The organism is Paenibacillus sp. FSL R10-2771 (genome assembly GCF_038000205.1).
GTDB classification, from domain to species: Bacteria; Bacillota; Bacilli; order Paenibacillales; family Paenibacillaceae; genus Paenibacillus_AQ; species Paenibacillus_AQ phytohabitans.
Genome location: NZ_JBBOBM010000001.1, coordinates 1840795 through 1866821, shown reverse-complemented (window position 1 = coordinate 1866821; position 26027 = coordinate 1840795). Strand labels below are relative to the sequence as shown.

Below are 26027 nucleotides of genomic sequence, written 5' to 3'. Positions count from 1 at the left end.
CTGTATCCGGACTTTGGGGTGAAAAGCCGGGATTTCCCCATGTTTTTTTGATCCCGGGGTTTTATAATGACTGTGTTACCTACTCGCAAGTAGTACGTCCGGAAACGGACATACAGGAAAGGACTTCACCAGACAACTATGGCCAAAAAACCGGCAAGAAACAAACCCTACCCGATACGCCATTATGTAAAAATCACGATTCTGATCTCATTTATTGTGCTTATTCTGGATCTTGTCATCAGCGTTGCTTCCATTTCCATCGTCAAGCAGCAGTCCACCCGGTATTTGCAGGATACCGCCGATTTGTATATCAACCGGATTAATCATGATTTTGCCTACATTAATCATTATATGGGCTGGACGCTCGCGAACGATGAGAGCCTGAATATGATGAATGCCCACGACAAGACCAGCAAGGAGTTCATTAATTCAAACGAGGATCTGCATAAAAGGTTCACCGAGCTGCAGAAGAATTACGGTCAGGAATATAACTTCTTCTACTATCTAAAAAACCAGTCCTTCTTCCTTAATTGCGCCCCCATCAGCATCGATTATACCGTCTACCGGGAGCTGAAGAAGCAGATTATTTCTTTTATCGATGATAAAGAGGTGTATGAGAAGTTCTATTCCCGCTGGACCCCTATACTCGTGAACGGCAAATATTACATTATCAACATTGTTCCGTACCACAACCGTTATTTCATCGGGATGATCTCGGCCGATAATCTCATTACCCCGCTCCGCCAGATTAATCTGGGCGCGAACGGCTACGCTTCACTTGTTGATGAGAACGGGACAGACCTATCCACACTGGTTACGAACAGCGGCAAGCCTCTGCAGGAAGAGACGGGCATCCGGAACCTGTTCCAGTCCCGTACCATCATTAAGAGCGAATTCTCAGGTACGGCTTTCAGCGCCAAGATGGTGATCAAATTCGGGGCTTTTGAGAAAATAATGATCGCCCAGCTGCTCATCATGCTGCTCTTCTTCATGGTCACCTCTACGCTCTGCGCCGTAATGCTGTTCTTCAACCGCAGGGTGCTCGGACCGATCCAGAGCTTCTCGGAGAGTCTGACGCACCTTAATGAAGACGGCCAGCCTGCCGGGTTCAAAAACAGCAAAATCATCGAGCTGGAAGAGGCCAGCGCGCAGTTCAAGGATTTGGTTGAACAGATCCGCAACTACAAAATCGCCATGTACGAGCAGGAACTGGAGAAGCAAAATATCCAGCTGGACTTCATGAAGCAGCAGATCAAGCCGCATTTCTTCCTGAACTGCCTGACCAGCATCTACAGCATGGCGCAGATTCAAATGTACGAGGAGATTGAGCAGATGGCGATGTCCACCTCGAAATATTTCAGATATATTTTTCAAGGCAGCGAGGACTTTGTCCTGCTTGCGGATGAGATTGAGCATGTGCGGATCTACCTCGATATCCAGAAAAGCCGCTACCGCGACGCCTTCATTTATCAGATTGAACAGGAAGCGCAGACCACGGACATGAAGATCCCTCCGCTGGTGCTGCAGACCTTTATCGAGAATTCTGTCAAATACGCGATCTCCAGAGCTAACGAGATGCAGATCCGGCTTACTGTGAAACGCCGCAGAGTAGATGATGAAGAAATGACCGTGATCCAGATTTCCGACACCGGTCCCGGATTCCCCGCAGAGGTGCTGGATAAGCTTGTGCAGGGTAAGCCGCTGGACCAGTCCAAAGGCAATCAGATCGGCATTATGAATACGCTTAAACGGCTGGAATACCTATATTTAAGCAGAGCAACCGTCAGCTTTTCCAATCCCGCAGAAGGCGGCGCATGCATCACCCTTTGCCTCCCGGATCTGCCGGAACTCTCAACAGGAACGGAGCAACTCTTATGAATATTTTACTGGTTGATGATGACTACTATGTAATTGCCGCGCTGCAAAAGAGAATTGACTGGGCGCTGCTTCAGATCGAAACCGTGTTCACTGCGAGCAATGTGTCACAGGCCCAGGACATCCTGGAGAACCATTCTGTACAGATTCTCATCTCCGATATCGAGATGCCGCAGGGGAGCGGGCTGGAGCTGCTGGCCTGGATCAGAGAGCGGCAATACAGGATCCAGACGATCCTGCTGACCAACTATGCCGATTTCAACTATGCCCAGAAGGCGATTGAGCTGCAGAGCTTCGAGTACTTCCTGAAGCCGATCGAATTCGACAAGCTGATGCTGATTATCCAGAAAGCGATTGCCCGTGCCCGGGAGCAGCAGCATAACGAGAAGGCCATTCAGGAAGGTCATTTCTGGCAAAAGAATCAGGCAAAAATTCTCGAGCACTTCTGGCGCAAGCTGGTCAATGACAGCACGGCCTTCCCCATCCGGACCTCTGCCATCTTCCATGCCATGGAGGAGCAGAATCTGAGCTATCAGATGAATGAGATCATTCAGCCTGTGCTCTTCAATCTGTTCCCCCATAACGGCAGCATGGGCAAGGAAGAGAAATACCTGTTTGATTTCGCGCTGCTGAACGTGCTGTATGAGCTGTACAAGAGCCCGTTTTTCTCAATCGAGAGCATTCTTGAATATAAGGAATCGAACTGGATCGCCATTCTGAAATGGAACAGGGCACCTGAGCTTCACCTGCTGGAAGGGCTATGCGGTTCTTTTATTCAAAAAGCCAATCCGTATTTAAAATGCGATGCCTGCTGCACCATCGGCTTAGCCGGTGAACTCGGCGACGTCGGCAATATCTTCAAAGCCACCCTCACGATGGATGAAGAGATTACCCGCAGCCGCAATCATACCTTCCTGGTGGAGACGTATCTTCAGCACAGCAAACCCGCTTATATTCCGCCGGATCTGACGCAGCTGGAGGAGCTGCTCAGCCAGAACAACCTTTCCGCCTTTCTGGCCGAGGTGACCGGATACCTGCGGGGGATGCTCCGGGGCCGGGCGCTGGACACCTCTGTCCTCAGTCTGTTCCGGCTTGATATCGTGCAGCTCGTCTACTCCTTCCTCAAAATGAAGGGCATTCAGGTTCACAAATTATATACCGGCAAAACCCATGACCAGCTGCTGCTGCACTCGCTGGCTTCCATTGAGGATATGGAGGAATACCTGAACTATCTGGTCAGCACGGCGATGAAATACCGGGACTTCACCTCGCAGCCCCAGTCAATTGCCGAAGAGATCAAGCAATACATCCATACCCATTACGGCGATGATCTGACCCGGGGCGATCTGGCGGAGATCGTCTACCTGAATCCGGATTATCTGGCCCGGCTGTTCAAGAAGGAGACCGGCATCTCCTTAGGCAGCTATGTCATTCAGGTCCGTATCGCCGCCGCCAAGCATCTGCTCGAAACGACCCACCATTCCGTCTATACCATTGCGAACAAGGTAGGCTACACTAACTACTCCTACTTCTCGAAGCTGTTCAAGCAGGAGGTCGGCCTGCCGCCGAATGAATATAAGAAGGATCAGCATTCTCAACCGGTGCAGTAAGACTTCCCATTAGAATGGGGCTATCCCGTCAGCCGTGCATTGGCTGCTTGGATAGCCCCTATTTTTTAAACAATACTCCATAAACCCGCAGCTCAAACCAGCTTACTTTCAGGCAACCTGATGGTTTTTGAAGGCCCGGTACGTAAATGGCAGCAGCAGAGCTATAACGATAACGGCAAACCCAGGTATAACCTTATACTCCGGAATCAATTGACCAAAAATATGAATAACCTCGTAATCCGTTATTTTCCGGAAGCTGTCAAACATATTGCTTGGCAATAATGCCATTAGATGATTGAACAGCCGGCTGCTCTCACTTGCCGGAATAGCCATGGGGACGAACAGCAGCATCCCGGCGGCAATGATCACAGGGAAGGGACTTCGCATACGGCTGGACATCCACAGGGTTATCCCGCCAACCAGCAGACACGCAAGACTGCCGATCAGGACTGCCCACATATAAGTTTGCAGGACGGTATAGGGAACCGGGGCTCTAAACTGAATCATCTGCACACTGGCGGTTCCGCCCTCAAAACCGCATAGGCCAAGCAGCAGGAACGTATAGAGGCCCAGGCCAAAGATAAGCAGCATTACTGAAACAATCAGGCTTGCCCTCAGTTTCGCGGCTATAAGCCTGCTGCGCCCATAACGGGAGGATAGAAGGAGCGCATCGGCTCCGCTCTGATATTCCCCGGCGAAGACAGGGGCCAGACATACTGCGATGACAAAGGCAGTGAACAGAAAAATAAACTGCAGGTTCTCAAACACATTGGCCCAGCCTGTGACGTAGTTCATCTCAAAAGGAACCGGGATACGTTCATTCATGCGGATAAAGAAGTCCTTCTCCTGTGCCGAATAATTGCCCTCGGGATGCTCTGCATTCAAATATTCGTGTACCCTCTCCATGCGTCTCTGATAAAAGGCAGCGGCGTCACCAGGTTGCAATTTATCGCGGATATAATAATCGTATTCATTCAAAGGAGAGAACGCCCGGGAAATTAAAGAATATAGCTGTTCATACTGGACCTCATTCTTAGCAAAGGCACTAACGGTCAGCTCCCCTTTCCCATCCAGATTATCAGGATCTTGCAGCAGGCGCTGATGCCGGATTATCGTTTGTTCCAGCTTGTCTGTGGTTAATGGACCCGCGAGCTGTCGTTCATACTCTCTTTCTAGCCGGATCGCGCGAACCCCATTTAAGAAATTGCCGTCCCGGCCTGTGATCTGCGCATTGTTCACCAGTATAACCGACATTAAGATTGCCACAGCCGCTATGATCGCGACTCCTGCATAAAATGATTTCTTCCGAATAATCTTCCGCAACTCAAACCGGGTTAATATATCCATTCACTGCACCTCCCGTATGCCTGCACCAGCTGCAACAGTCAAATCATCTTGAAAATGATACAGATAGAAGTCCTCCAGCGTAGGCACAACAGCTACTGCTTGATCCCCCGGCCTCTCCTGAGACACTATACGCAGCTCTGCCCACTCCCCTTCATGCCGCAGATTGCTGATGCAGTAGCGGGCATTCCATTCTTCAACCTCCCGGGCCGGAATTCGGCATGACCATACACAGCCCTCAGCCGCAGCTGTCAGCTGCTGCACCGTACCTGTCATCAGCAGGCTTCCCTGCTTCATCACCAGAATCTGATCCGCTATGTATTCTACATCCGCAACAATGTGCGTCGAAAGAATAATGATTTTCTCCTTGGCCAGATCGGCTAGGAGATTACGGAAGCGTACCCGTTCCTTGGGGTCAAGTCCTGCTGTCGGCTCATCCAGCACAAGAACGCAGGGGTCATTAAGCAGTGCCTGGGCAATGCCGAGCCGCTGCTTCATTCCTCCGGAGAAGGTACGGATTTTCTTGCGCGCAACCTCTGACAGAGCTACCAGCTGCAGAAGCTCCCTTGTTTTTCCTTTTGCCGCCGGCAGACTCAAGCCTTTCAATGTCCCTATGTACCAGAGAAATTCCTGTGCGCTGAAATCCGGGTAATACCCAAAGTCCTGCGGCAAATAGCCGAGTATATCACGGTATCGTTCGCCCATCCGGCTAATGTCCCGGCCATTCATTTGAATACTCCCTGAGGTTGGTATCAGAATGCCTGATATCATCCGCATCAACGTTGTTTTGCCCGCCCCGTTTGCTCCCAGCAGACCATATACACCGCTGTTAAGCTTGATTGAAACTCCGTTTACGGCATGCCTCGCGGCAAAATGTTTATGTACCTGGTTCAAAGTCAGCTCCAGCATCCTATACTCCTCCTTGTGCGGCCGTTTCCAGACTCCGGCAGGTCTTGCGTATACCGTAACCTTCATAGACCAATCCTGCTGCCGAGAGCAGCAGCAACACCAGACCTCTTCCTGCAGCCGATGAATTGAGCAGCAGGAGCGGGGGGTTAAACGAAACAATGAGCTGCAACAACACCAGCAGGCAGCAATATAAGAGGCAATAGTAACCGCAGTTTGGTGTGCGCACCCGGTTTAGCAGCCACAGACAGCCAAAGCAAGCCAGATTAAAGGGAATCAGCAAGTATAGGACCATCTCCAGGACTCCGGCATCTGTCCATGTACCCAGTAAGGCCCCAAGCAGCGTTAATCCAAGCAGATCGGCCATTCCCAGCAGGCTCATCCGGACAGCTGTCAGCTTATCAAGCAGATGATAGGTACTGAGTTCAACCTCCAGCATAGAGCGGCTTAATGACCGGGTCATGGTCTGTATCCCTGTGATTACAAGGAAAGGTGCAGCCAGAGAGGCCAGCATCATAAGCTGTATATTTGCCCTCTGCCCTTGCATAGAGTTGTGCAGTAAGAATGCCATTCCCATAACAATCAGCAGCTGCGCCGCCCATACCTTCCGGCTGATGAAGCGGAGCTGCAGCTTATAGAAATCTGCTAAACTTGTTCTCCGTCCGACCAGCGCCTGTCTTAGCTCTGTCTCAGCTCCCCCGATGGTTTCCTCCAGCCGCTTCCGCTCAACGGGGAACGAGGGGGAGTTCTGCAGGATTCCGATGATGGACTGCTGATGCTTGTTCAACATAATCACTCCTCTCCAAATGACTCCTTAAACTGTTCAGCCCGCGCTTAACACGGTACTGTACCATACATACATTCACTCCCGTAATACGGGCGATATCGCGGAAGGTCAAATCCAGGCAAAAACGCATAAATACCGGCTCCCGCTGCTCCTCCGGAAGCAAGTGAAGCAGTTCATCGACCAGCTGCCCCTTCTCCACCTGTTCCTCTATAGAAAGGCCCTGCCAGACAGCTTCCCCGGTGACAGCTTCATCAAACTCCATGGAGGGAAACTGCACTCTCTTCCGCAGTTGGTCATTACATAAGTTCCGGGCAATCGTATATAAGTAAGCACGGCATTTCCCGCTATTCGAATACCTTGCGATATGCCTGCAGAACCGGTAAAAGGTCTCCTGGGTCAGATCCTTGGACTCTTCCTCACTGCGGAGCCGGTAATAACAGTACTTCTGTATTCCGGCGTAATACCGCTCAATCAGCGGCGTCAGATACCTGGTCTCCCCCTCCTGGATGCGACGAACCCATTCACCTTCATCCACTTGCGTCCTCTCCTTTCTACTCTATATAACTGTATTTGGCAGATAAAAAGTGAAGTATATTTGTGACCTTTTGATGAAGATTGATATTTTTTACATTTCCGGCAAAAAAGAAGCGTCCCGGCAGCCAGTTCATGGCTTTGTGGAACGCCTTGTTCATTTAATCTATTCGATTCCTTTTATTGTAAATAAATAACGTGACTGGACACAAGCTGATCTGGCTGAACTTGTCGGGAGCCTGCTACTCCCTACTGCCGTCCACCTTCAATGATACAGCACTTTTAGGCGCCATGGGGAAGGTCAGTACCTCATCCCCTTGCAGCTTCACAGCTACATTCTCTTGCGTATCCCCATCGTTGAACAAAACCGCCGCAAACGATCCGTCACTGTTGCGGAAGGCAACGGAGCGTACTTGCTCATTGCTAGCGGCAGAAGCAAGGCGCAGCGCCTTGGGCCGGATGACTTTGCTGAAATGCGCCAGCGCGTAATAATCCAGGGTATATGTAAGCTCCCTGGTCTGCTGGTTGACCGTCACTACTCCGCGGCAGGTACTCTTGCCGAAGCCGGGAACGGTTGGACCATTCTGTTCATCCAGCGCCATATTCCACAGCACGAACGACTTGCTGTGATTCCGCAAAATCTCAATTCCCGTGCGCATCACATTGGAGAACGCCTGCTCAAACGGCGGAATCCATTCCCCGCCCGAGCCTTCGGTGAAGTGTACTTCTTTGCCGGGATAAGCCGCCAGCACTTCTGACTGCGCAGCCGGTTCACCGCCATACCAGTGCCAGGCTACACCATCCACTTCCGCTTCGGCCTGCTCAAGAACGGTCAGCGGATAATCCGGCCGGTCCCAGTTGTGATCGTAGCAGAGGATTTTGGCTTCAATTCCATTCTTCCTGAAGCTTGGCTTCAGAAACCTGCGGATGAACTCCAGCTGCTCCTCCGGCAGCATAAGCATGCCCGGATAATGCTGCGGTTCATAGAGCGGCTCATTCTGCGCAGTGACGGCATAGGTAGGCAGACCATGAGCCGCGAAGTCCTGAATATAGCAGACGAAATAGTCCGCATACACCTGATAGTGCTCCGGCTTCAGCTGACCGGTAATCATCGACCCGCTGGTCTTCATCCAGCCCGGTGCGCTCCAGGGTGAAGCCATCAGCTTGATTTCCGGATTCAGCTTCAACGCCTGCTGCAATAAAGGAATAATATCCGCTTCATCATGGGCTATGGAGAACCCGGACAATCCGGGATCTGTCTCGTTCTCAGGCAGATCATTATAACTGTAGACCGTTCTGGCATAATCCGATGCCCCCATCGGATTCCGCAGGAAGGACAATCCTATCCCGTCCTGCGGGTGGAACAGCTTGCTCATTACTTCCGTTCTTTGCTCCTCGTCAAGCACCTGATGAATCAGATAAGCGGCCGAGTCCGTGAAGGAGGCCCCGAACCCATCCATCTCCTGATACGTATGACTGGCATCTATCTCAACTGTGGCAGTAACCGTATCAGCAGAAATTTGCGGCAGTTGTGCAACTGACTGCTCCACAAACAGCTCGTCTTCTCCGTTAGACTGATACATGATAATTTCCCGCATGTGTTATCCCTCCATCTTTTTATGCAAAAGGGCCCAAAGCGGGCCCCTTCCTGTGCCTTGCTTATTTAATGCCCAGCTTTTCCTTGTTGGCTTGCATCTTCCCGCTGCGGATTTCTACGATCTTATCCCAGCTGTTTTTGTCCAGGAAGGCTTTATAATCAGCCAAGGTACTGTCAAAGGCTGCATCATCCTTGGCACGGATCATACTTACCATTGTTGTATTCCAGGTGGTGTTAATCGCCGTCAGGCCGCGTGCTTCGGCTGTACCCTGATCGGGATTGATGTTCTCCAGGATGAAATGCGGTTTCAGCTTGCCGTGGCCCCATTCCTGCATTTGCTTGATCGATTCAGGGAAGGCATCCTTGCTCAGCGCTTTGTGGCGGTCATGCCCGAAGAACATGAATTCGCCCATCCGGTAATCCTTCTTGAACTTATCCGCATTATTCAGCTGCAGATCCTTCACTTCCGGCAGCAGTTCTACCGTACCGTCGCTATTTGCCTTGTAGGTCTCGCCTTCAATACCATAGTTCATCAGCTTCTGGCCTTCTTCGCTAAGCAGGTACGTGAAGATTTGAATCGCTTTGGCCGGGTCCTTGCAGTCCTTGGTGATGTAGCTGATCATCCAGCCGGTAATCCCGGACTGATTGAGGGTCGGCTGATGTCCCACTGTGCTCTGCGGACCATCGATGGCAATGTACTCTTTTCCCGGATTAGCACTCATGAAGATCTGCAGATTCCCGCCCTGCTGTGGAGTACCGTCGAGCAGCATCGTGGCATATTTACCGGATTTCACTTTTTCCTCAAAACCTGTACCGTCATCGGCGAAGCTGTCGTCACTGATCGCCCCGTCTCTGTATACGGCATTCAGCGTCCGCAGCCAGGTCAGGTAATCCTCATCCAGATTGCGGTTGTAGAACTTGCCGTCTTCGGTTTCCAGCGGCACGCCGATGAAATCCTGCAGCACATCCCCTAGTGAGCCGGTGCCTTCCCCAATGGAGTTGAAACCGAAGGGAATCATGTCAGGGAACTGTCTTTTGATCTGATTCATGACATTCTTGAATTCTTCCGGGGTCCCGAAGGAGGGGCTGCCCAGTGCTTCATAGACATCCTTGCGGATAACAAAAGCCGTTTTGGCCGGAATGTTACCGCTGTCATAATCAGCCTGTGTATTGGAATAGTTAGGATAGCCATAGGTTTTGCCGTCTTTCAGTTGGAACCAGTTCAGCGTGTCGGCCGCAGCGACCTTGTTGAAGTAAGGATCATATTTCTCGGCCAGATCATTCAGCGGGAGCGCCCAGGTAGCAGCTTTCTGTACTACTGGTGAGTTCGAGTCGAAGATCGTCAGCAGATCCGGCATATCGCCGCCCGCGAAGAATGTATTCAGCTTGGTGTCGTCCCCCGTAATGAACTTGATGTCGATGTTCAGATCCTCTTTGATCTTCTTGGTCACCACATCCTTGCCGAAGTCCGTATTCCACCAGTCCGCGTTGACATACCAGGTCAATTCCGTAGTCTCCGATTTCTTATCCAGCTGCCAGGCCGGAGTTTCCGGGTCCACCGTGTAGCGGTCTTCTATTGAGACATCGCTGCCCTTCTTCGAACCGCCGTTTGAGCTGCAGCCTGCCACCACCAGCATTGCCGCCATCAGCAGCAGAGCGAGCTTAACACCCTTATTCCCCAGGACTTTATTCATTTTAATCATTGATAAACCTCCTATAATATGATGTAGAAACCGATTTCTTTTGAAAAATACGCCCCCTCTTCTTCTCTACTCTTTGACCGCCCCCATCATCATGCCGGAGATAAAGTACCTTTGAAGAACTGGATACATCGCAACAATAGGCAGGGTAGTAATGACAATTGTTGCTAGCTGAACCCCTTTGGTGGTGGTTTCAATCACGGCTGAGCCCCCGATGTTCTGCATCGACTGGGTCTGTGACTGCACGATAATCTCATACAGCTTCATCTGCAGCGGATAAAGGGCCTGATTGGTGATATATAGCTTCGTTGTCATGAAGTCGTTCCATTGCCCCACCCCGTTGAACAGGGCGATTGTCGCCATAGCGGGCATGGAGAGCGGAATGAAGATTTTGAGGAAAATATGCCAGTCGCCTGCGCCGTCAATCTTGGCCGATTCTTCCAGCGAATCCGGGACATTCCGGAAAAAGTTCATCAGAATGACAACGTCGTAATAGCTGAATAATGCGGGGATGATGTACACCCAGAAGCTGTTCAGGAGTCCGAGCGATTTAATGAGCAGGTAAGTCGGAATCATCCCGCCGGAGAAAAACATCGTAATTACGCCCATCGCCACATACAGCTTGCGGCCGCGGATGTATCTTTTGCTGAGACCATAGCCGATCATGGCGCAAAAGAATACATGGGTGAAGACCCCGACAAAGGTTTTGGAGATGGAGACCAGGAAGGACTGCCCGATACTACTGTCATTGAATACCGCGCGGTAATTCTCCAGGGAGAACTCCTTGGACCAGAAAATAAACCCGCCCTCGGCAAGCGCCTTGCCTGAGCTCAAGGATGAAATAATGACGTTCCATAAGGGAACGAGAATAATAACCATGAAGATTATCAGCAGAACCATATTGACCGCGTCAAAGATCCGGCTGTCGATATCTTCTTTAACCACCTTTCGGTTCACAGCACATGCCTCCCTTTATAACACGGATTGATTATCATTTAACTTACTGGTGATTTTGTTGGCCGTAACCAGCAGGATCACTGAAACGATGGAGACACCCAAACCAACGGCGGTCGCATACGAGAAGTCACCTTGCGTCATCCCCATACGGTATACATACGAATTGATGACCTCCGCTCTGGCCCGGTTCTGGGAGTTCATGAGGACCAGCGTCTGATCCAGATTAGAACCGAGTAAACCGCTTACAGTCAGAATCAGATTCAGGCTGATAATCGACTTCATGTTCGGAAGCGTGATATTCCAGATTTGCCGGAGCCGGCTGGCTCCATCTATTTTGGCCGCCTCGTAGTAGGTCGGATCGATTTTTGACATAATGGCCAGGTACAGAATTGTGCCCCAACCGGCTTCTTTCCAGATATCGGACAACGTGGCAATCCACCAGTACTTGCCGGAATCCAGCAGAATGTTGGACGGCTTCGAGATCAGTCCCAGATTCAGCAGCAGCTCATTGAACAAGCCGGAAGTAGAGAACCAGGTGATCAGCATCCCGCCGAGAACGATCCATGACAGGAAATGCGGCAGGTAGGAGATGGTCTGGACGAATTTTTTGAAGCGCCCCATATTCAGCTCGTAAATCATAATGGCGAGAATAATCGGAATGATAAACCCGATCCCAAGCTTCAGGAAGCTGATGCCCAGCGTGTTCACGACTGCATCCCAGAAGTATTCGTCAGACAGAATAATCTTGAAGTTATCCAGCCCCACCCAGGGTGCGGAAGATAGTGTGTCTATGACCGTGTAGTTCTTGAAGGCAATTGTCAGACCGTAAATCGGTATGTAGCAAAAAATAATCATAAAAATAATGCCCGGCAGAATCATGGATTGAATCTCCCACTGCCTTTTGTAATCGATTACAAACTCTTTGATCCGCTGCCCCATAGGCTTCTTGGCGTTCGGCGGCATTGAAGTTGGCGGTACTACAGCTGTTTTATTCACGTTCTTCTCCCCTCCAAATCAAGAAATCAGATGTTCAAATCAATAAAAACGTTTTTATTTCCGTGCAAAAAAAAGCCCCCCTGCTGTGCATATTTTTATATAACAATGAAGTAGAAACAGAAGGAAACCTAATCGTGTGAAAACATATGGATGCTTATATCTGGAAACGACCACTCCTGCTCTCTAAGGGCGGTCATTCCGGTCCATCTTTACATGGCTTGAGCCTCTTACTACCAGTTCACCCTGCAATTTCTGTACGGCGCCTTGCTCTTTCTCTTGAATCATGCGCACCAGATGGTCAATAGCCAGCATGCCCTGCCTTGCGATCTGATTCCTCACTGTCGTGAGCGGCGGCGAGTAGTATGGAGCGATATCAATATCATCGAAGCCCATTACGCTGACATCCTCCGGCACCTCATACCCGTAGCTCTTAAGCGCCTGGATACAGCCGATCGCACTGATATCATTACCGGCCAGGAAGGCGTCAGGCAATTTCTCGGGATGCACGCGGATAAAGGACTTCACGGCATTATAGGTACTGTCTTCCTCAAAATAACCCTGAAGAATATAATCATCATCCACCGGAAGCTGATATTGGCGGAGCGCTGCCAGATAACCCTCCCGCCGCTGTACGCTGTCGAACATCGTATCTACGCCGGAGATATAGGCAATTTTCTTATGCCCCAGGCCGATTAAATACTTGGTAGCCTCATAGCCTGATTCAAAAGAATCAAAAATGATGCTCCCCATCCCCTCGTCCTCCAGCACCCGGTCCAGAAATACCGCCTTAATCTTGTCTTTCTTCATCGCGGCAATATCCTTCTCGTCGATGCCCAGCTCCTCGTAGATAATGACACCATCCACGCGCCGTCCGAGAATATTGCTCATGACCACCTGTTTGTCCTTGGTGACAAATACATTCAGGCCATAACCCAGGCGGTCGCATTGACGGGCCATGGATTCTACCAGCTTGTAAAAGTATGGACCTGACACACTTGTGGTGAAGAACCCCAGCATCTTGGTCGTACCGGACTTCAGCAGCTTACCGTTCAGGTTCGGAACATAATTCAGGCGCTGCGCTACCTTCAGCACATGGGATTTGGTCTCCGGGTTGAGTACATCCACGTCATTCAAGGCGTTGGAGACCGTGGAGATGGAGACGCCTGCTTCTCTGGCCACGTCTTTGATTGTTATCTTTCCCATATCATTGTTCCTCTGCAATAAAAACGTTTTTATAGTTTATAAAATAGCATGAAACCGTTTTAAACACAACACTTTTTCTCATGATCTTTCTCCAGCCACCTTTTCCGCTAGTTATTGCCCGCTGAAGGCAAACATAATCTCTGCCTCGCACACCCGCTCACCGTCTACAGTGGCGGTCCCGGTTCCTTTTACAATCATCCCTTTGACGCGGGTGACCTCAAATTCAAGGCGCAGCCGATCTCCCGGCTTCACTTGACGCTTAAACCGGCAATTGTCGATTCCCGTGAGCAGTCCGATCGTGCTTCCGCCCTCTTCCTGCTTGGACATGGCTAGACCGCCTACCTGGGCCAATGCCTCTACGATCAATACACCCGGCATCACCGGATATCCGGGGAAATGCCCCTGGAAGAATGGTTCGTTTATACTCACATTCTTAATCCCGACCGCACGCTTGCCTTCTTCAAGCTCGGTGATCCGGTCTACCAGCAGAAACGGATAACGGTGGGGAATCCGCGCCTGAATTTCATTGACGTCCAGCATACAGTTACTCCTCTGTGATTAAATTTATCTCATTTTACTATAAAGCAGCGGGATTTAGCTATGCAGGAGTTGGGCGGGCGGATGCGGGCGGCAAGTAACCAGGGTGAAGTATGATGCCGGTGACTGGCGGTGGTGCGGCGGGGGCGGTGGGTGCCGGTGACTGGCGGTGGTGCGGCGGGGGCGGTGGGTACCGATGACTGGCGGTGGTGCGGCGGGGGCGGTGGGTGCTGATGACTGGCGGTGGTGCGGCGGGGGCGGTGGGTGCTGATGACTGGCGGTGGTGCGGCGGGGGCGGTGGGTGCTGATGACTGGCGGTGGTGCGGCGGGGGCGGTGGGTGCTGATGACTGGCGGTGGTGCGGCGGGGGCGGTGGGTGCTGATGACTGGCGGTGGTGCGGCGGGGGCGGTGGGTGCTGATGACTGGCGGTGGTGCGGCGGGGGCGGTGGGTGCTGATGACTGGCGGGGTGCGGGCGGGGGCGAGTTGGGAGGTGAGTGCGGACGGAGTGTTATAGGTGCAGGCGATGATGAGGCGTATTGAGAGACGCTGTCCCCCTTCGTTCCACTCACAAGCCCACTTGCAGCAGAATTAAAGGGATTTATCCCTCTAATTTCACTCGTCCCGTCTACTTTTGGCGTATTTAATGGGATTTATCCCTCTATTCCCCTCATTCTGCCTACTTTCGGCGTAATTAGTGGGATTTATCCCTATATTTTTCATCTGCGCCCCACTTCCACCGGAACCAGGGGCACTTTTTGCCCCTCATTCCCTACTCCAGGCCCACTTTCACCGGAATCAGGGGCACTTTTGCCCCTCAATTCCCACTCCAGGCCCACTTCCACCGGAACCAGGGGCACTTCTGCCCCTCATTTCCCACTCCACGCCCACTTCCACCGGAACCAGGGCCACTTTTGCCCCTCATTCCCTACTCCAGGCCCACCTCCACCGGAATCAGGGGCACTTTTGCCCCTCATTTCCCCCTCCAGGCCCACTTCCACCGGAACCAGGGGCACTTTTGCCCCTCATTCCCTACTCCAGGCCCACCTCCACCGGAATCAGGGGCACTTTTGCCCCTCATTTCCCTCTACAGGCCCACTTCCACAGGAATGAGGGGCACCTTTGCCCCTCATTTCCCCCTCCAGGCCCACCTCCACAGGAATGAGGGGCACCTTTGCCCCTCATTTCCCCCTCCAGGCCCACCTCCACAGGAATGAGGGGCACTTTTGCCCCTCATTTCATCTCATAGCCTACTTCGGGGGTCCCATGAATACATCGTATAATTTCCTAAACGCCAAAAAACCTTGTATATAAGCGCAACTTAAGAATGTTGACCAGCCGATGTACGAACCTCCTGCAAAGCAAGGTTTCGTACATGCAGCAATTCAGATTCTAAGTTTACCCTATATAGATTCAAGGTTTTTAAAGAAATCTAAGTAATTTACTTAGGGCTTCTGAGCTTCTGAGCTTCAAGGCTTCAAGGCTTCAAGGCGTCAGTGCTTCAGGGCGTCACACCGACGCCACCGGAGCAGCCCCCTCCGGATCGTCTACACTACCCAATCTCCCCAGCTTCCGGTTGAAGCCGATGAACAGACTCACGCCCAGGAGGCTTGTCGTCACCTCGGTAACGGTCATGGACCAGATCACGCCATGCAGGCCGAAGAAATGATGCAGCACGATAATCACCGGGATATAGAGCACGCCTTGCGTAACTGCCATAATCCCCGCCTGTGCGCCTTGGCCTGTAGCCTGGAAGATGCTCATGAACAGACCGGTGAAACCATTGAACAGCGCGGAGATGAGCATGGCTGCCAGGATGTAAATCCCCATGCTGATCACCGAGTTATCATTGGAGAACAAATGCAGGATAGGTCCCCGGAACACATAGACCAGACTGACAAATACCACCGCAATGCTGGCGATATAGCCAAAAGCATACTTAATACTTGAGGTAAGTCTGGCTCTGTTCCTGCTGGCATAGTTAAAGGCGAAGAGCGGGATCAGGCCCAGGAACAGTCCCATCGACAGGAACTCGGGAATCTGCACAATTCTCAGCGCCACCCCGAACCCGGCTACCACATTATCACCATACTGGATGGAATAGTTATTAAGCAGCAGTGTCGTCACAATCAGAAAAGCGCATTGCAGCAGCTCCGTGATGCCGACTTTATAGATCTCCAGCTTATCCTGCAGGGATATTCTGAAATGCTTCAGGAACCCCCTGAGATTCTCACTCCGTTTCTCCAGATAATAGAGATAATAGAGTGCCGATCCGAGGTTAGCCAGGCACATGGCCAGCGCCGCTCCGGCTACATGCCAGCCCAGAATCAAAATAAACAGCGGGTCAAAGATCAGACTGAGCGCCGTGCTGATAAAAATACCATACATGGACTCCCTCGACGCCCCCTCAGCGCGGACCAGCTGTTCGAGCGCAAAATTAAGCACAATCGCGAAGCCCCCGGCGAACATCGTCAGGGCATAGGTCTTCGTGTAATCGAAGGTTGCCGCATCCGCACCGAGCAGGCGGGTGAGCGGATTAATCGCCAGCAGCGCCAGCAGCGCGATAACGATTCCGGCAATGATGCTTGCATAGAAGGTATATCCGGCGATCCGCTTGCCTTTCTCCGTATTCTTCTCCCCGGCCAGCCGGGTGACGAAGGTTCCGCCCCCCACTCCGAACACATTGCCGAAGGCCATCAGGACGGTGAAAATCGGCAAGCCCAGCGTGATCGCCGTCAGCATCCCCGTATTATGCAGCAGGCCGATGAAATACGCGTTGATCACATTGTAGACCGTTCCGACTGACATGCCGATCATCATGGGAACCGACAAATGGAATATCGCCTTTTTCATTGGAGCGGATTCCAGGTAATATTGGTTGGATACTTCCTTGTTCATATTCATTCCTCCAAACGTATACTTTCATAATCCAATTCATTCCATTACAAGCTTTGATTAACTTTGGACAGCAGCGACAATAGGGTTGATGCCTCCTCTTTGCTGAGCTGCCGGGTAATACCGGCTTCAACATCCGAGAACATAAGGTTGAACTCCTCGACCAGGATAACTCCCTTCTCCAATACGGTCAGCTTCTTCTGACGCTCATCCTTCTCATGGGTGACGCGGGCGATATAGCCTTTCTTCTCCAGGCCCTGGAGCATGCTGGTGATGCTGGCCCCGCGCCGCTTGAACTGCTCCGCCAGATCCTTCTGGATCACGCCTTTGTCCTGATTCTCATAGATATATCCGATCATCCGGCCTTGCGCGGAATTCAGTCCCAGCTCGTTCAGCCGGGCATCGGCAGAGCTCTTAAGCTTCAAGCCAATCTCACGGATCAAATCTGAATACGGTGTATGCAAAATAGGTTCGGTCATCTTCATGTCCCCTTGTCAATTAGATAGAATTCTAAGTAATATAGCAAGCATAGTAGATAGAATCCTAACTGTCAATGTTCTAACTATCTGGACATCTTCTAATTATCTGGATATCTTTTAGCTAACTGGATACCGAAGCAGACCTAAGCCTCTCCTCCTTTCGGCATAGCCTTGATCCCTGCTGCAGACCTAATGTACTTAGGGAATGTAAACTGAGTTTAAACGGAATCTAACCAGCAAGTATCTTCATCCTTGACAATCCCCGCCGAAAGGATAATAATGTCCCTAGAATGATCATTCTAATGGATGGTATATTTTTTTATCACGCATTAGAATGATCGTTCGATCTAATAATAGGAGGGAATATTCATGTCTACTAACACAGCAGCTCAAACGATTTTCATCACAGGTACCAGTTCGGGACTCGGAAAGCTAACGGCGATTCATTTCGCCAAAATGGGCTGGAATGTGGCGGCCACTATGCGTACACCGGAGAACGGGCAGGAGCTGCGCCAGTACGACAATATCAGGCTGTTCAAACTGGATGTTACAAATCCGGACCAGGTGAGTTCGGCTGTGGATGCGGCTATAGACGCTTTTGGCAAGATAGATGTTGTTGTTAACAACGCAGGAATGGGCACCTATGGACCGCTGGAGCTGGCGGCTGAGAAGGATATCGATTGGCAATTCGCTGTCAATACCCGGGGACCGATCAATGTGATCCGCCGCTTCCTGCCTCACTTCCGGGCCAATGGCGGCGGGATGTTCATCAACATCAGCTCCTTCATGGGTGTGACTACTGCGGTGCCGCTCGGCTCTCTCTACAACATGTCCAAGTTCGCGCTGGAAGGATTAACCGAAGGGTTGTACTACGAGCTGAAGCCGCTGAATATTGAGCTGAGGCTGATCGAGCAAGGCGGTTCTTCCGGCAATAACTTCACGAATAATATCATCTGGAACAGAGATGAGAAGATTACAGTGTACGATGAGATGATGGATAAACTGAGTGCGCTTATGGGAAACCGCGACAACAGCCAGCTGGATGACCCGCAAGTAATTGTAGATACGATAGCAGACCTGGCCACCGGGGTAAGCAGCAAATTCCGGACGGTGATCGGCGATACAGGGAACAGCTTAATGGCGCTGCGTAATTCCGTGCCGATTGAAGAGTATCTGGAGACCATGGCGCAGAATAACCGCTAAAACGCAGTCATAATGCCGCCCCCTGCGTGCCTTGACAAGCCGGAACCTCTTGCCTTACATTAGAATGAATGTTCGATTGGAGGCGGGTTTATGTTCGATAGCTATAATAAGGTGCAGCAGGCCGTTCTGGAAACGACGCTGGGTCTGATTATTGAGAAGGAGCTTCAGGCGACTTCCATGTCGCTGATTGCCAGGAAATCCGGGATTTCTACCGGAAGCATCTATCATTATTTTGAGAGTAAAGAAGCAATCATCAATGAGCTGTATAGGGGTATCGTTACTTTTAACGGGCATAAGGTGCTTGACGGCGTATATACCGGTGAAACTCTGCGCACCCGTCTGGAGCGGGCCTGGAGGAATCTGATCACCCTGTCACTGGAGTATCCGCAGGGCTTTCAATTTATCGAACAGTATTCGTTCTCGCCCTATATCTATGATGAAGTCAAGCAAGCGGCCTATGAAGGCGGCTGGTGTCATCCGCTGGAGAAGCTCTACGCCGAAGCCGTTGAACAGAAGCTGTTTACCGCTATGGACCCCAAGTTCATGGTGCAGATGCATTACGGCTCCATCGTCTATGTCGTGAAAAGCGCACTGAACCATTATCTGGACCTTAAGGACGAGGAGATCGACGGTCTAATTGACTCCTGCTGGCAAAGCGTAAGCCTATAAAAAAATGATCACAAAAGAAAGGCCTTGCACGTTGGCAGGCCTTCTTTGTATGCTCTATGGCTTCAGGCTAAAACGCCGGTACCTCATCACTCTGCGGTACATGGATTTATCCTTAAGCTGATTAAAAATATACGGGTCAGGATTCATGTTCACTTCAATAATCCATGGCTTGAGCGTCCGGTCAAGACCGATGTCTACACCGAATTGCCGGTGGCGCGGATAGGTCTTCTGCATTTGAACTGCGATGCGTGTACCCAGCCGGTTTAGTTCTCCCTTCAGCTGCACGAGCTGGTGGGCCGACAGATGGGTAGAGAGCAACTGATCCACTGCGGTCGGTTTGCCGCCGCTGTGGTAGTTGGTTACTATTTTGCGCGGATGCCCCAGCCGGCCAATGATTCCGGTAGCCTCCCAGACGCCCTTGGGGCTGAGCTGCACCATCACCCGGATGTCGAAACGGCGCCCGCCCTGCTTCAGCAAATGGATACCTTTTTGAACCAGATAGCTCCTTCTGCCGATCTTCTTCGCCAGACTTTTATGAAAAGCTTCAAACGTATCGAAATGGCGCCGCGTTTCCTCATACTGATACGTATACCCCTGCCGTCCCCCCCGCTCAGCGCGGATTACTCCATTGCCATAGGTTCCCCGTTCCGGCTTGACATAAATCATTCCATAGCTGTGAATCATCTGCTCCAGATTGCGTCTGTTAAACCTCCGGGTATCCGGGATGAAGGGGGTAATGGTTTGGTTCTTAAGCAACAATTGGGTCTTGTACCATTTGCTCTGACCTGACTGAACCTGTTTGGCTGTCACGCATGCACTCTCCTGTCCGGGAAGGAGCTTTCCATCCTCCCTTGATTTGCATAGTCGCTGCATTCTATGCGGAAGAAGGCGTATTTGAATAAAGCATCTGCCCCCTATGGGAAGATAAACTTTCAGCAGGATCATTGCCCTGTCAACCGTTAATCCGCAGGCATACCCTAGTGCAGACGCTCAAGTGTCAATATAGGTACGGAGATGAACCCATGTCAGATACTTCGGAAAATGTAACGAAAAACGGCCCTCCAATCGATGTTCTGATCCCGGCTATTGAAAAGGATCTTGCCACCCTCCCCCATGTGATCGACAGTCTCCGCCGCTACGTCCGCCACCCTATCAGCCATATTTATATTGTTTCGCCGAACAGCAGCAAGATCAGAGGGCTGTGCTCCCGCAAAAATTGTGTCTTTGTCAATGAAACCACCGTTCTGCCGTTCACCAAGAAAGCTATCCGCTACTCCTCTTCCCGCTGGAACCGTTCCGGCTGGCTGTACCAGCAGCTGCTTAAGATGAACGGGGATCATATTTGCCGCGAGAAATTTTTCCTGGTGGTTGATGCGGATACGGTGCTGATTCGCCCCCATCGTTTCCGTTCCGGCGGGAAAAGCATCTTTTATTGCCGTAGCTGGAGCCAGCCGGAATATTTCCGCACCTACCGGAAGCTGCTCGGCGCCGCCGCTCCTTCCCCTAAGTCTTTTGTTACACACTATATGCTGTTCGAGTCCGCGAAGCTGGCCAGTCTCAAAAGAACTATTGAAGCCCGGCACGGGATGCCCTGGCATGCCGCCATTCTCCGCTCCATCGACAAAACGAAGCAGTTCGGCTTCTCCGAATTCGAAACCTATGCCAACTATGTGTACAGCAGGAACAGCGCTGCTGTGCTGCTCAGGAACGCCAACAATAAAGCTCTGAAGACTCCGGCGGGCTCTCTGGGCAAAGCGCAGCTTCAGAAGTATGCCCGTACGTACCGTTCGCTGTCCTTCCATCAGCGCAAGGGATATTCCACTCCGCCCAAACCTTAAGGAGGCAGACCGCCTTGCATACTATTCTTCTAAGCGGGGGCTCCGGTATGCGGCTATGGCCCCTCTCCGGCAGCATCCGTTCCAAGATGTTCCTGCCGCTGCTTCCTGCACCTGACGGGGGCACAGAGTCCATGATCGGACGCGTATGCCGGCAGCTCAGTCAAGCGGGACTTGACGAATCCGTGCTGTTCGTCGCACATCAGGACCAGCTGGCCATCACCCGCCGCTATACCGGAAACAAGTTTCCGGTAATCGGGGAGCCTTACAAGCGCGGCACATTTACGGCAGCCGCCTATGGCGCCCTGCATTTGTACTCCGCAGGAAAGGCTAGACCGGAGGACATCATCTGCGTGGCTCCGGCTGATATGTATGCGGACGAAGACTTCTTCCGGCTGTTTCCTCAATTTCCGGATATTCTGGCATCCTCACAGGCAGAACTCCTCCTGCTTGGAACCCAGCCTGCCTATCCTTCCGATCAATACGGCTATATTGTCCCGGCACAAGGGGGCACGGAGGCGTATGCTCAGGTGCTCTCTTTTGCAGAGAAGCCGGATATCGCCAAAGCCCGGGAGCTGATGAAGGAGCATGCTTTATGGAACTGCGGGGTATTCGCGTTTCGGCTAAGCTTCCTGCTGTCGCATCTCCAGAAGGTGGGGCTGCCCACTGATCATGCGGCATTTGTTGCGCAATATGCCGGACTTCCGGTCCGCAGCTTCGACAAGGAAGTGGCGGAGCACAGCACCAAAGCAGTCGTTGTACGGCATAAGGGGGAGTGGTCTGATCTGGGAAGCTGGGATACGCTCGCTGCCCGGCTGGACTCTCCGTTGACTGGCGAAGGAGGCCTATGGGGTGAATGCCGGGATACCCATATCGTCAATGAGCTGAAGGTTCCGCTGCATGTAATCGGTGTATCCGGCATAGTCGCCATAGCGAGCCCCGAAGGCATCCTGATTGCAGCCAGGAAGGAAGCAAACATGATCAAGGACATCCTGCAAGAGCATTCTGTTCAGGAGCCGAGATACGGGGAGACCGGCTGGGGCAGCTATACCCTTCTGGACCAGGCAACAAATGGCATCCGCCTTGTACTTACGATGATGTTAACACTGCTGCCGGAGCATGACATCCCGGAAATGGACTGTAAGCATTCTGCCAAGACATGGATGATTGTATCGGGTCACGGTGAGGTCACGGTGAACGGAGCCGCAGCCGCAGCATCGGCAGGCGGAATATTCACTATAGCCCGTGGAGACCGGCATGCGGTCAGGGCTGTCAGCACAATGAAGCTTATTGAGGTACGGATCAGTGAAGCAGGCGATGACGGGCGGGTATATGGCAGCTGATAGAAAAAGGGATATCTCAAACGCCTTAGAATGGCTGTTTGGGATATCCCTGATTGCTATACGGACGGCAGAAACTGGAACCACTTGAAGTCAAACCGGCTGCCCGGCAGGAACAGGAAGGTGACCGTCTGGCTGCCGCTTACCGGCGGCTCCAGAATGAATTCACGCTCCGTATAGCTGCCGCTCCCGGCAAATTCAATCAGCTGCTTGGATTCGCCGCCGGGACCGCTGAAGAGGATCTGCAGCGTATTGTTCGCAAGCGTTGAGCGTCCGCTGATGACAACCCGTGAGCATTCCGTCCCGCCAAAGTCCATCCCGGCAAATATAAGCGAGACATTGTTGCCGATCCCTTCAATGGCATCCTCCGTAATGGTGAAGGCATCCCCGTAAACGGCACTGTTGGCCTGTGCAGCCAGACGCTCATACGCCTTGTGCCTGCGGACAAACGAGAAGCCCTTCAGATGAATCTTCTTCCGCAGGACGAAGGACAGTGAAGTGATGCCTGTCAGCCTTTTGGGCAGCGTATAGCTTGCTTCCTGGTACACATTCCAGCGGGACGGCTTCTGGTAAGTGACTGTGGTGAGTAATTCGGCACCATTCTCTCCGGGAATGCCTTCCCATATCTCAATCGGGAGTTCCTGATCATCCAGCGAGAAGATTGGCAGAACGATCTCATCGGCTCCATCATCCCCAAAGTCAATCCGTTCGAAGCAGATCCGGCTCTCCCCTTCCCGGGCTGTAGCCACACCGCGTTCATTGCCGTTGGTCAGATTCCGGCTATGGCTGCTGTTGAATCCGGAGGAGATAAATTCATACGGATTCAGATAAGCCTGGCCAAGCCCTGTAAGCTTGAATTCCATCTGCGAATAGAGCCGGATGCCGTCTGCACCATTGGCTGTCCCGCAGCGGATGTATACATCGCCATCACCCAAAGCCGTGATTACGGCTTCATGCCCGCTGGTCTCAATGGTGGCAATATTGGCATCAATTCCGGCGGCGTTGGTGATCCGCCACTCGACATCCTGCCAGGCGGCACCCTGCGGATGCAGCTTCACCCGGACCGGAAGTGACGGCTGCGCCGGCGTCAGAATATTACCCTCAGGGCAGATCATCTCCAGCTTGCGGACCGGGATCTCCTCTTCCTTGCCGCTCTCCGGATTACCGGATGCCGCCTCTGCCTCCAGCGGGTTATGCGCATACAGATACAGCTCATCTTCGGCGATCATTCCCGGGGCGGGAAGCACCGACCGCAGCGTAAGCTCAGCCGAAGCCAGATCCGCCGAAGCCGCACGCAGCGTAATCGTTCCGGGCTCCAATGTACCGGCAATCACTGCCAGCAGCTTACCGCTGAACAGGCGGCGGCTTACGCCTTTGTAGGAATCATAGTCCGTGCTGTCCCCGTTATCCAGACCGATCAGCCGTCCGGGGCCCTCAACACTGAGGTGAACCCGGTTATTGGCATTCGCTACCGGACGCCCCAACTGATCCAGCGTGCTAATCGTTACGAAGATAAGGTCCGTACCGTCTGCGGCAATCTCCTGCTTATCTGGAGTTAACACCAGCAAAGCTGCATCCCCGAAGGAGGAAATCTGCACCGTGGCGATTACATTCCCCTGCTCATCATAAGCAGCTGCACGCAGGACACCGTCCGCGTAAGGCAGCTGCCATTCTCCAAGCAGCTTATGTCCGTGGACATGATCGATATCTACACTGCCCTGTGAGACTTCATTCATGAACAGCTCAATGCGCGGAGCATTCGAGCAGACCCGTACATCAATCAGCTGGCCCTGCGAGAAATCCCAGTAAGGAAAAATATGAATCATCGGATGCGTGCGGTAATCCGTCCATTCTGCCTGATAGATATAATAGGAATCCTTAGGGAAACCGGCGGTATCCAGCTGCCCGAAGTATGAGTTCTTGGTGTGATAAGGAGTCGGTTCCCCGATATAGTCAAAGCCCGTCCAGAGAAACTGTCCCAGCGAGAAGGAAGCATCCCGGTCTGCGGTGATGCAGGCCTCCGTGCTTTTGGCACCCCAGCTGGTAGAACTGTTCCCTAGCGAAGAGCACTGCTGATCATCATCGGCCAGAACAGATTGAGCCAGCGGGAAATGATAGACTCCCCGGCTCTGCACTGTCGAGCAGGTCTCACTGCCGTAGATTATCCAGTCCGGATGTTCCCGGTGATGCTGCTCATAATATTTCTCCGCATAGTTGTAGCCTGCCACCTTGACGATATCGGCGCATTTCTGCGCATTCTCCCAGGGCATATAGTTCGAGCCAATGGTAACAAAAGCATTGCCGCGCGGATCATGGACCAGCACTTCCTCCTGCAGCTCCCGGGTGAGCTCCTGGCCGCGGCTGTCTGCATGGGTATCATAAATCTCGTTGCCGATGCTCCACATCAGCAGGCTTGGCCGGTTGCGGTCCCGCCGCACCCAGCTGGCAATATCGCGCTTCCACCACTCCGGATAGAACCGGGCATAGTCATAAGGCGTCTTGCTGCGCTCCCACATGTCGAAGGCTTCCGACACAATCAGCAGCCCCATTTCATCGGCCAGCTCCATAAGCTCTACAGCGGGCATATTATGCGCGGTGCGGATGGCATTGACGCCCATTTCCTGCAGCAGGACGAACTGGCGGCGCAGCGCCGCCTTGTTCACAGCAGCACCCAGAGCACCGAGGTCGTGATGCTGGCAGACTCCGTATATTTTGACATGACGGCCGTTGAGGAAGAAGCCCTTGTCACTGTCCAGCTCCATCGTCCGGAAGCCAAAGCTCTCCTTCTCCACTTCAATGACCTCATCGTCTGCCAGCAGTTCAGATTGCAGAGTATAGAGATGGGGACTGGTAATATCCCATAGCAACGGGTGATCAACCGTCAGGCGGATGTGGTTATGTACGGCTGAACCGCTCTGCATCACAGGCACCTCAGAGGTTCCTGCGGCAATTACCGTTCCTTGCGCATCCAGAATGCTATGCCGCAGCTTCAGCTCCCTGCCTGACGCCCCAGCTTCAGCAGTATGCAGCTCCACATCCACGTCTACAGTCCAGGCTTCACCCTCCGCCGCTGCTCTAGCCGCAATATAAATTCCGTCAGCAGCCATATGCGTCTTCGGCATTGTCTTCAGCCAGACCGGCCGGTAAATTCCGGCGCCGGAGTACCAGCGGGAATTGGGCGATTCGTGGATCACACGCATATAGACTTCATTGTCTCCCGCTATCAGGTACGGGGTGATATCGAATTCAAAGGTGGAATATCCGTATTTCCACTCACCCGCCACTTGTCCGTTCACGTACAGCGTCGAGTTCATATACACTCCCTCGAAACGCAAGGACACAAGCTCATCTGCAGGTACTTCTTCGAACGTAAGGCTGGTGCGGTACCAGCCCTCCCCGTTCTCGTAGAGATTGCGGGTATCATAGATCAGCCAGTCATGCGGCAGCGTAACCGTCATCCAGTCTGCACCTGCGGCCACCTCGGCAAGCTCCGAATGAAGCGGCTGCTTGCTGAACTGCCAGCCATTGCTGAGTTTCCTTTTTTGACTCATGGATAATTCCTCCT

The 26027-nt window shown here is 52.2% G+C and carries 21 protein-coding genes; 7 read left to right on the top strand and 14 right to left on the bottom strand.

Going from position 1 to position 26027, the window contains the following annotated elements:
• The first annotated feature begins 138 nt into the window (after window positions 1-138).
• Together NSU14_RS07715 and NSU14_RS07710 are read left to right on the top strand one after the other, a co-directional pair.
• Window positions 139-1878: a sensor histidine kinase gene (locus tag NSU14_RS07715; RefSeq protein ID WP_340943979.1), complete on the top strand. Its 1740-nt coding sequence runs from the start codon at window positions 139-141 to the stop codon at window positions 1876-1878.
• Entirely contained in the window at window positions 1875-3485 is a 1611-nt protein-coding gene (locus NSU14_RS07710) for a response regulator (RefSeq protein WP_076245788.1), read from the top strand. The genes NSU14_RS07715 and NSU14_RS07710 overlap by 4 nt, the downstream gene beginning before the upstream one ends.
• A gap of 108 nt (window positions 3486-3593) precedes the next feature.
• Here NSU14_RS07710 and NSU14_RS07705 read toward each other — a convergent pair whose 3' ends face one another.
• The 10 genes from NSU14_RS07705 to fabZ all read right to left on the bottom strand — a co-directional run bounded on the left by NSU14_RS07705 (window position 3594) and on the right by fabZ (window position 14046).
• Entirely contained in the window at window positions 3594-4832 is a 1239-nt protein-coding gene (locus NSU14_RS07705) for an ABC transporter permease (RefSeq protein WP_340943973.1), read from the bottom strand.
• Complete coding sequence (locus tag NSU14_RS07700) at window positions 4833-5738, bottom strand: ABC transporter ATP-binding protein (protein ID WP_340943970.1); 906 nt, start codon at window positions 5736-5738, stop codon at window positions 4833-4835. It lies immediately after the preceding gene.
• Between the two features lies 1 nt (window position 5739).
• The gene (locus tag NSU14_RS07695) at window positions 5740-6525 is read right to left on the bottom strand and encodes a hypothetical protein (RefSeq protein ID WP_340943968.1); all 786 of its coding nucleotides are present in this window, start codon (window positions 6523-6525) and stop codon (window positions 5740-5742) included.
• A complete protein-coding gene (locus tag NSU14_RS07690) occupies window positions 6461-7057 on the bottom strand; it encodes an RNA polymerase sigma factor (protein ID WP_042138850.1) in 597 nt (198 codons plus the stop codon). Before NSU14_RS07690 ends, NSU14_RS07695 begins: the two co-directional genes overlap by 65 nt.
• Window positions 7058-7295: 238 nt before the next feature.
• Window positions 7296-8651, bottom strand: a complete 1356-nt coding sequence (locus tag NSU14_RS07685) for a glycoside hydrolase family 30 protein (protein WP_340943964.1) — start codon at window positions 8649-8651, stop codon at window positions 7296-7298.
• 61 nt (window positions 8652-8712) lie between these two features.
• On the bottom strand, window positions 8713-10353 hold the full coding sequence (locus tag NSU14_RS07680; RefSeq protein WP_340943962.1) for a sugar ABC transporter substrate-binding protein: 1641 nt from the start codon (window positions 10351-10353) through the stop codon (window positions 8713-8715).
• A 66-nt stretch (window positions 10354-10419) separates the two neighbouring features.
• On the bottom strand, window positions 10420-11307 hold the full coding sequence (locus NSU14_RS07675; RefSeq protein ID WP_039310017.1) for a carbohydrate ABC transporter permease: 888 nt from the start codon (window positions 11305-11307) through the stop codon (window positions 10420-10422).
• 15 nt (window positions 11308-11322) lie between these two features.
• The gene (locus NSU14_RS07670; RefSeq protein ID WP_231575181.1) at window positions 11323-12303 is read right to left on the bottom strand and encodes an ABC transporter permease; all 981 of its coding nucleotides are present in this window, start codon (window positions 12301-12303) and stop codon (window positions 11323-11325) included.
• Between the two features lie 183 nt (window positions 12304-12486).
• Window positions 12487-13506: a LacI family DNA-binding transcriptional regulator gene (locus NSU14_RS07665; protein WP_039310015.1), complete on the bottom strand. Its 1020-nt coding sequence runs from the start codon at window positions 13504-13506 to the stop codon at window positions 12487-12489.
• A gap of 111 nt (window positions 13507-13617) precedes the next feature.
• On the bottom strand, window positions 13618-14046 hold the full coding sequence (gene fabZ, locus NSU14_RS07660) for a 3-hydroxyacyl-ACP dehydratase FabZ (RefSeq protein WP_340943957.1): 429 nt from the start codon (window positions 14044-14046) through the stop codon (window positions 13618-13620).
• A gap of 409 nt (window positions 14047-14455) precedes the next feature.
• Between fabZ and NSU14_RS07655 the strand changes: the two genes are divergently transcribed.
• Window positions 14456-14584, top strand: a complete 129-nt coding sequence (locus NSU14_RS07655) for a hypothetical protein (RefSeq protein ID WP_340943955.1) — start codon at window positions 14456-14458, stop codon at window positions 14582-14584.
• A 966-nt stretch (window positions 14585-15550) separates the two neighbouring features.
• On the opposite strand, the gene NSU14_RS07650 is transcribed toward NSU14_RS07655, so the two are convergent.
• Both NSU14_RS07650 and NSU14_RS07645 read right to left on the bottom strand, forming a co-directional pair.
• On the bottom strand, window positions 15551-16939 hold the full coding sequence (locus NSU14_RS07650) for an MATE family efflux transporter (RefSeq protein WP_340943954.1): 1389 nt from the start codon (window positions 16937-16939) through the stop codon (window positions 15551-15553).
• A gap of 44 nt (window positions 16940-16983) precedes the next feature.
• Window positions 16984-17415: a MarR family winged helix-turn-helix transcriptional regulator gene (locus NSU14_RS07645; protein WP_197074262.1), complete on the bottom strand. Its 432-nt coding sequence runs from the start codon at window positions 17413-17415 to the stop codon at window positions 16984-16986.
• Between the two features lie 369 nt (window positions 17416-17784).
• On the opposite strand from NSU14_RS07645, the gene NSU14_RS07640 reads away from it, so the two are divergent.
• Window positions 17785-18618: an SDR family oxidoreductase gene (locus NSU14_RS07640; protein ID WP_340943952.1), complete on the top strand. Its 834-nt coding sequence runs from the start codon at window positions 17785-17787 to the stop codon at window positions 18616-18618.
• Between the two features lie 90 nt (window positions 18619-18708).
• Entirely contained in the window at window positions 18709-19287 is a 579-nt protein-coding gene (locus NSU14_RS07635; RefSeq protein ID WP_340943950.1) for a TetR/AcrR family transcriptional regulator, read from the top strand.
• A gap of 54 nt (window positions 19288-19341) precedes the next feature.
• Here NSU14_RS07635 and NSU14_RS07630 read toward each other — a convergent pair whose 3' ends face one another.
• A complete protein-coding gene (locus NSU14_RS07630; RefSeq protein ID WP_336100040.1) occupies window positions 19342-20097 on the bottom strand; it encodes a YheC/YheD family protein in 756 nt (251 codons plus the stop codon).
• Window positions 20098-20309: 212 nt separating this feature from the next.
• Here NSU14_RS07630 and NSU14_RS07625 point away from each other — a divergent pair, with 212 nt between their 5' ends.
• The gene (locus NSU14_RS07625; RefSeq protein ID WP_340943947.1) at window positions 20310-21125 is read left to right on the top strand and encodes a DUF6492 family protein; all 816 of its coding nucleotides are present in this window, start codon (window positions 20310-20312) and stop codon (window positions 21123-21125) included.
• A gap of 14 nt (window positions 21126-21139) precedes the next feature.
• The gene (locus NSU14_RS07620) at window positions 21140-22465 is read left to right on the top strand and encodes a sugar phosphate nucleotidyltransferase (RefSeq protein ID WP_336100038.1); all 1326 of its coding nucleotides are present in this window, start codon (window positions 21140-21142) and stop codon (window positions 22463-22465) included.
• Between the two features lie 56 nt (window positions 22466-22521).
• Here NSU14_RS07620 and NSU14_RS07615 read toward each other — a convergent pair whose 3' ends face one another.
• Complete coding sequence (locus tag NSU14_RS07615; protein WP_340943944.1) at window positions 22522-26013, bottom strand: glycoside hydrolase family 2 TIM barrel-domain containing protein; 3492 nt, start codon at window positions 26011-26013, stop codon at window positions 22522-22524.
• Window positions 26014-26027: the final 14 nt, after the last annotated feature.

What these genes read in the sequence shown, in the direction of transcription:
- NSU14_RS07715 (WP_340943979.1), top strand. Translation starts at nt 139, where the DNA reads ATGGCCAAAAAACCGGCAAGAAACAAACCCTACCCGATACGCCATTAT.
- NSU14_RS07710 (WP_076245788.1), top strand. Translation starts at nt 1,875, where the DNA reads ATGAATATTTTACTGGTTGATGATGACTACTATGTAATTGCCGCGCTG.
- NSU14_RS07705 (WP_340943973.1), bottom strand. Translation starts at nt 4,832, where the DNA reads ATGGATATATTAACCCGGTTTGAGTTGCGGAAGATTATTCGGAAGAAA.
- NSU14_RS07700 (WP_340943970.1), bottom strand. Translation starts at nt 5,738, where the DNA reads ATGCTGGAGCTGACTTTGAACCAGGTACATAAACATTTTGCCGCGAGG.
- NSU14_RS07695 (WP_340943968.1), bottom strand. Translation starts at nt 6,525, where the DNA reads ATGTTGAACAAGCATCAGCAGTCCATCATCGGAATCCTGCAGAACTCC.
- NSU14_RS07685 (WP_340943964.1), bottom strand. Translation starts at nt 8,651, where the DNA reads ATGCGGGAAATTATCATGTATCAGTCTAACGGAGAAGACGAGCTGTTT.
- NSU14_RS07680 (WP_340943962.1), bottom strand. Translation starts at nt 10,353, where the DNA reads ATGATTAAAATGAATAAAGTCCTGGGGAATAAGGGTGTTAAGCTCGCT.
- NSU14_RS07665 (WP_039310015.1), bottom strand. Translation starts at nt 13,506, where the DNA reads ATGGGAAAGATAACAATCAAAGACGTGGCCAGAGAAGCAGGCGTCTCC.
- fabZ (WP_340943957.1), bottom strand. Translation starts at nt 14,046, where the DNA reads ATGCTGGACGTCAATGAAATTCAGGCGCGGATTCCCCACCGTTATCCG.
- NSU14_RS07650 (WP_340943954.1), bottom strand. Translation starts at nt 16,939, where the DNA reads ATGAACAAGGAAGTATCCAACCAATATTACCTGGAATCCGCTCCAATG.
- NSU14_RS07645 (WP_197074262.1), bottom strand. Translation starts at nt 17,415, where the DNA reads ATGACCGAACCTATTTTGCATACACCGTATTCAGATTTGATCCGTGAG.
- NSU14_RS07640 (WP_340943952.1), top strand. Translation starts at nt 17,785, where the DNA reads ATGTCTACTAACACAGCAGCTCAAACGATTTTCATCACAGGTACCAGT.
- NSU14_RS07635 (WP_340943950.1), top strand. Translation starts at nt 18,709, where the DNA reads ATGTTCGATAGCTATAATAAGGTGCAGCAGGCCGTTCTGGAAACGACG.
- NSU14_RS07625 (WP_340943947.1), top strand. Translation starts at nt 20,310, where the DNA reads ATGTCAGATACTTCGGAAAATGTAACGAAAAACGGCCCTCCAATCGAT.
- NSU14_RS07615 (WP_340943944.1), bottom strand. Translation starts at nt 26,013, where the DNA reads ATGAGTCAAAAAAGGAAACTCAGCAATGGCTGGCAGTTCAGCAAGCAG.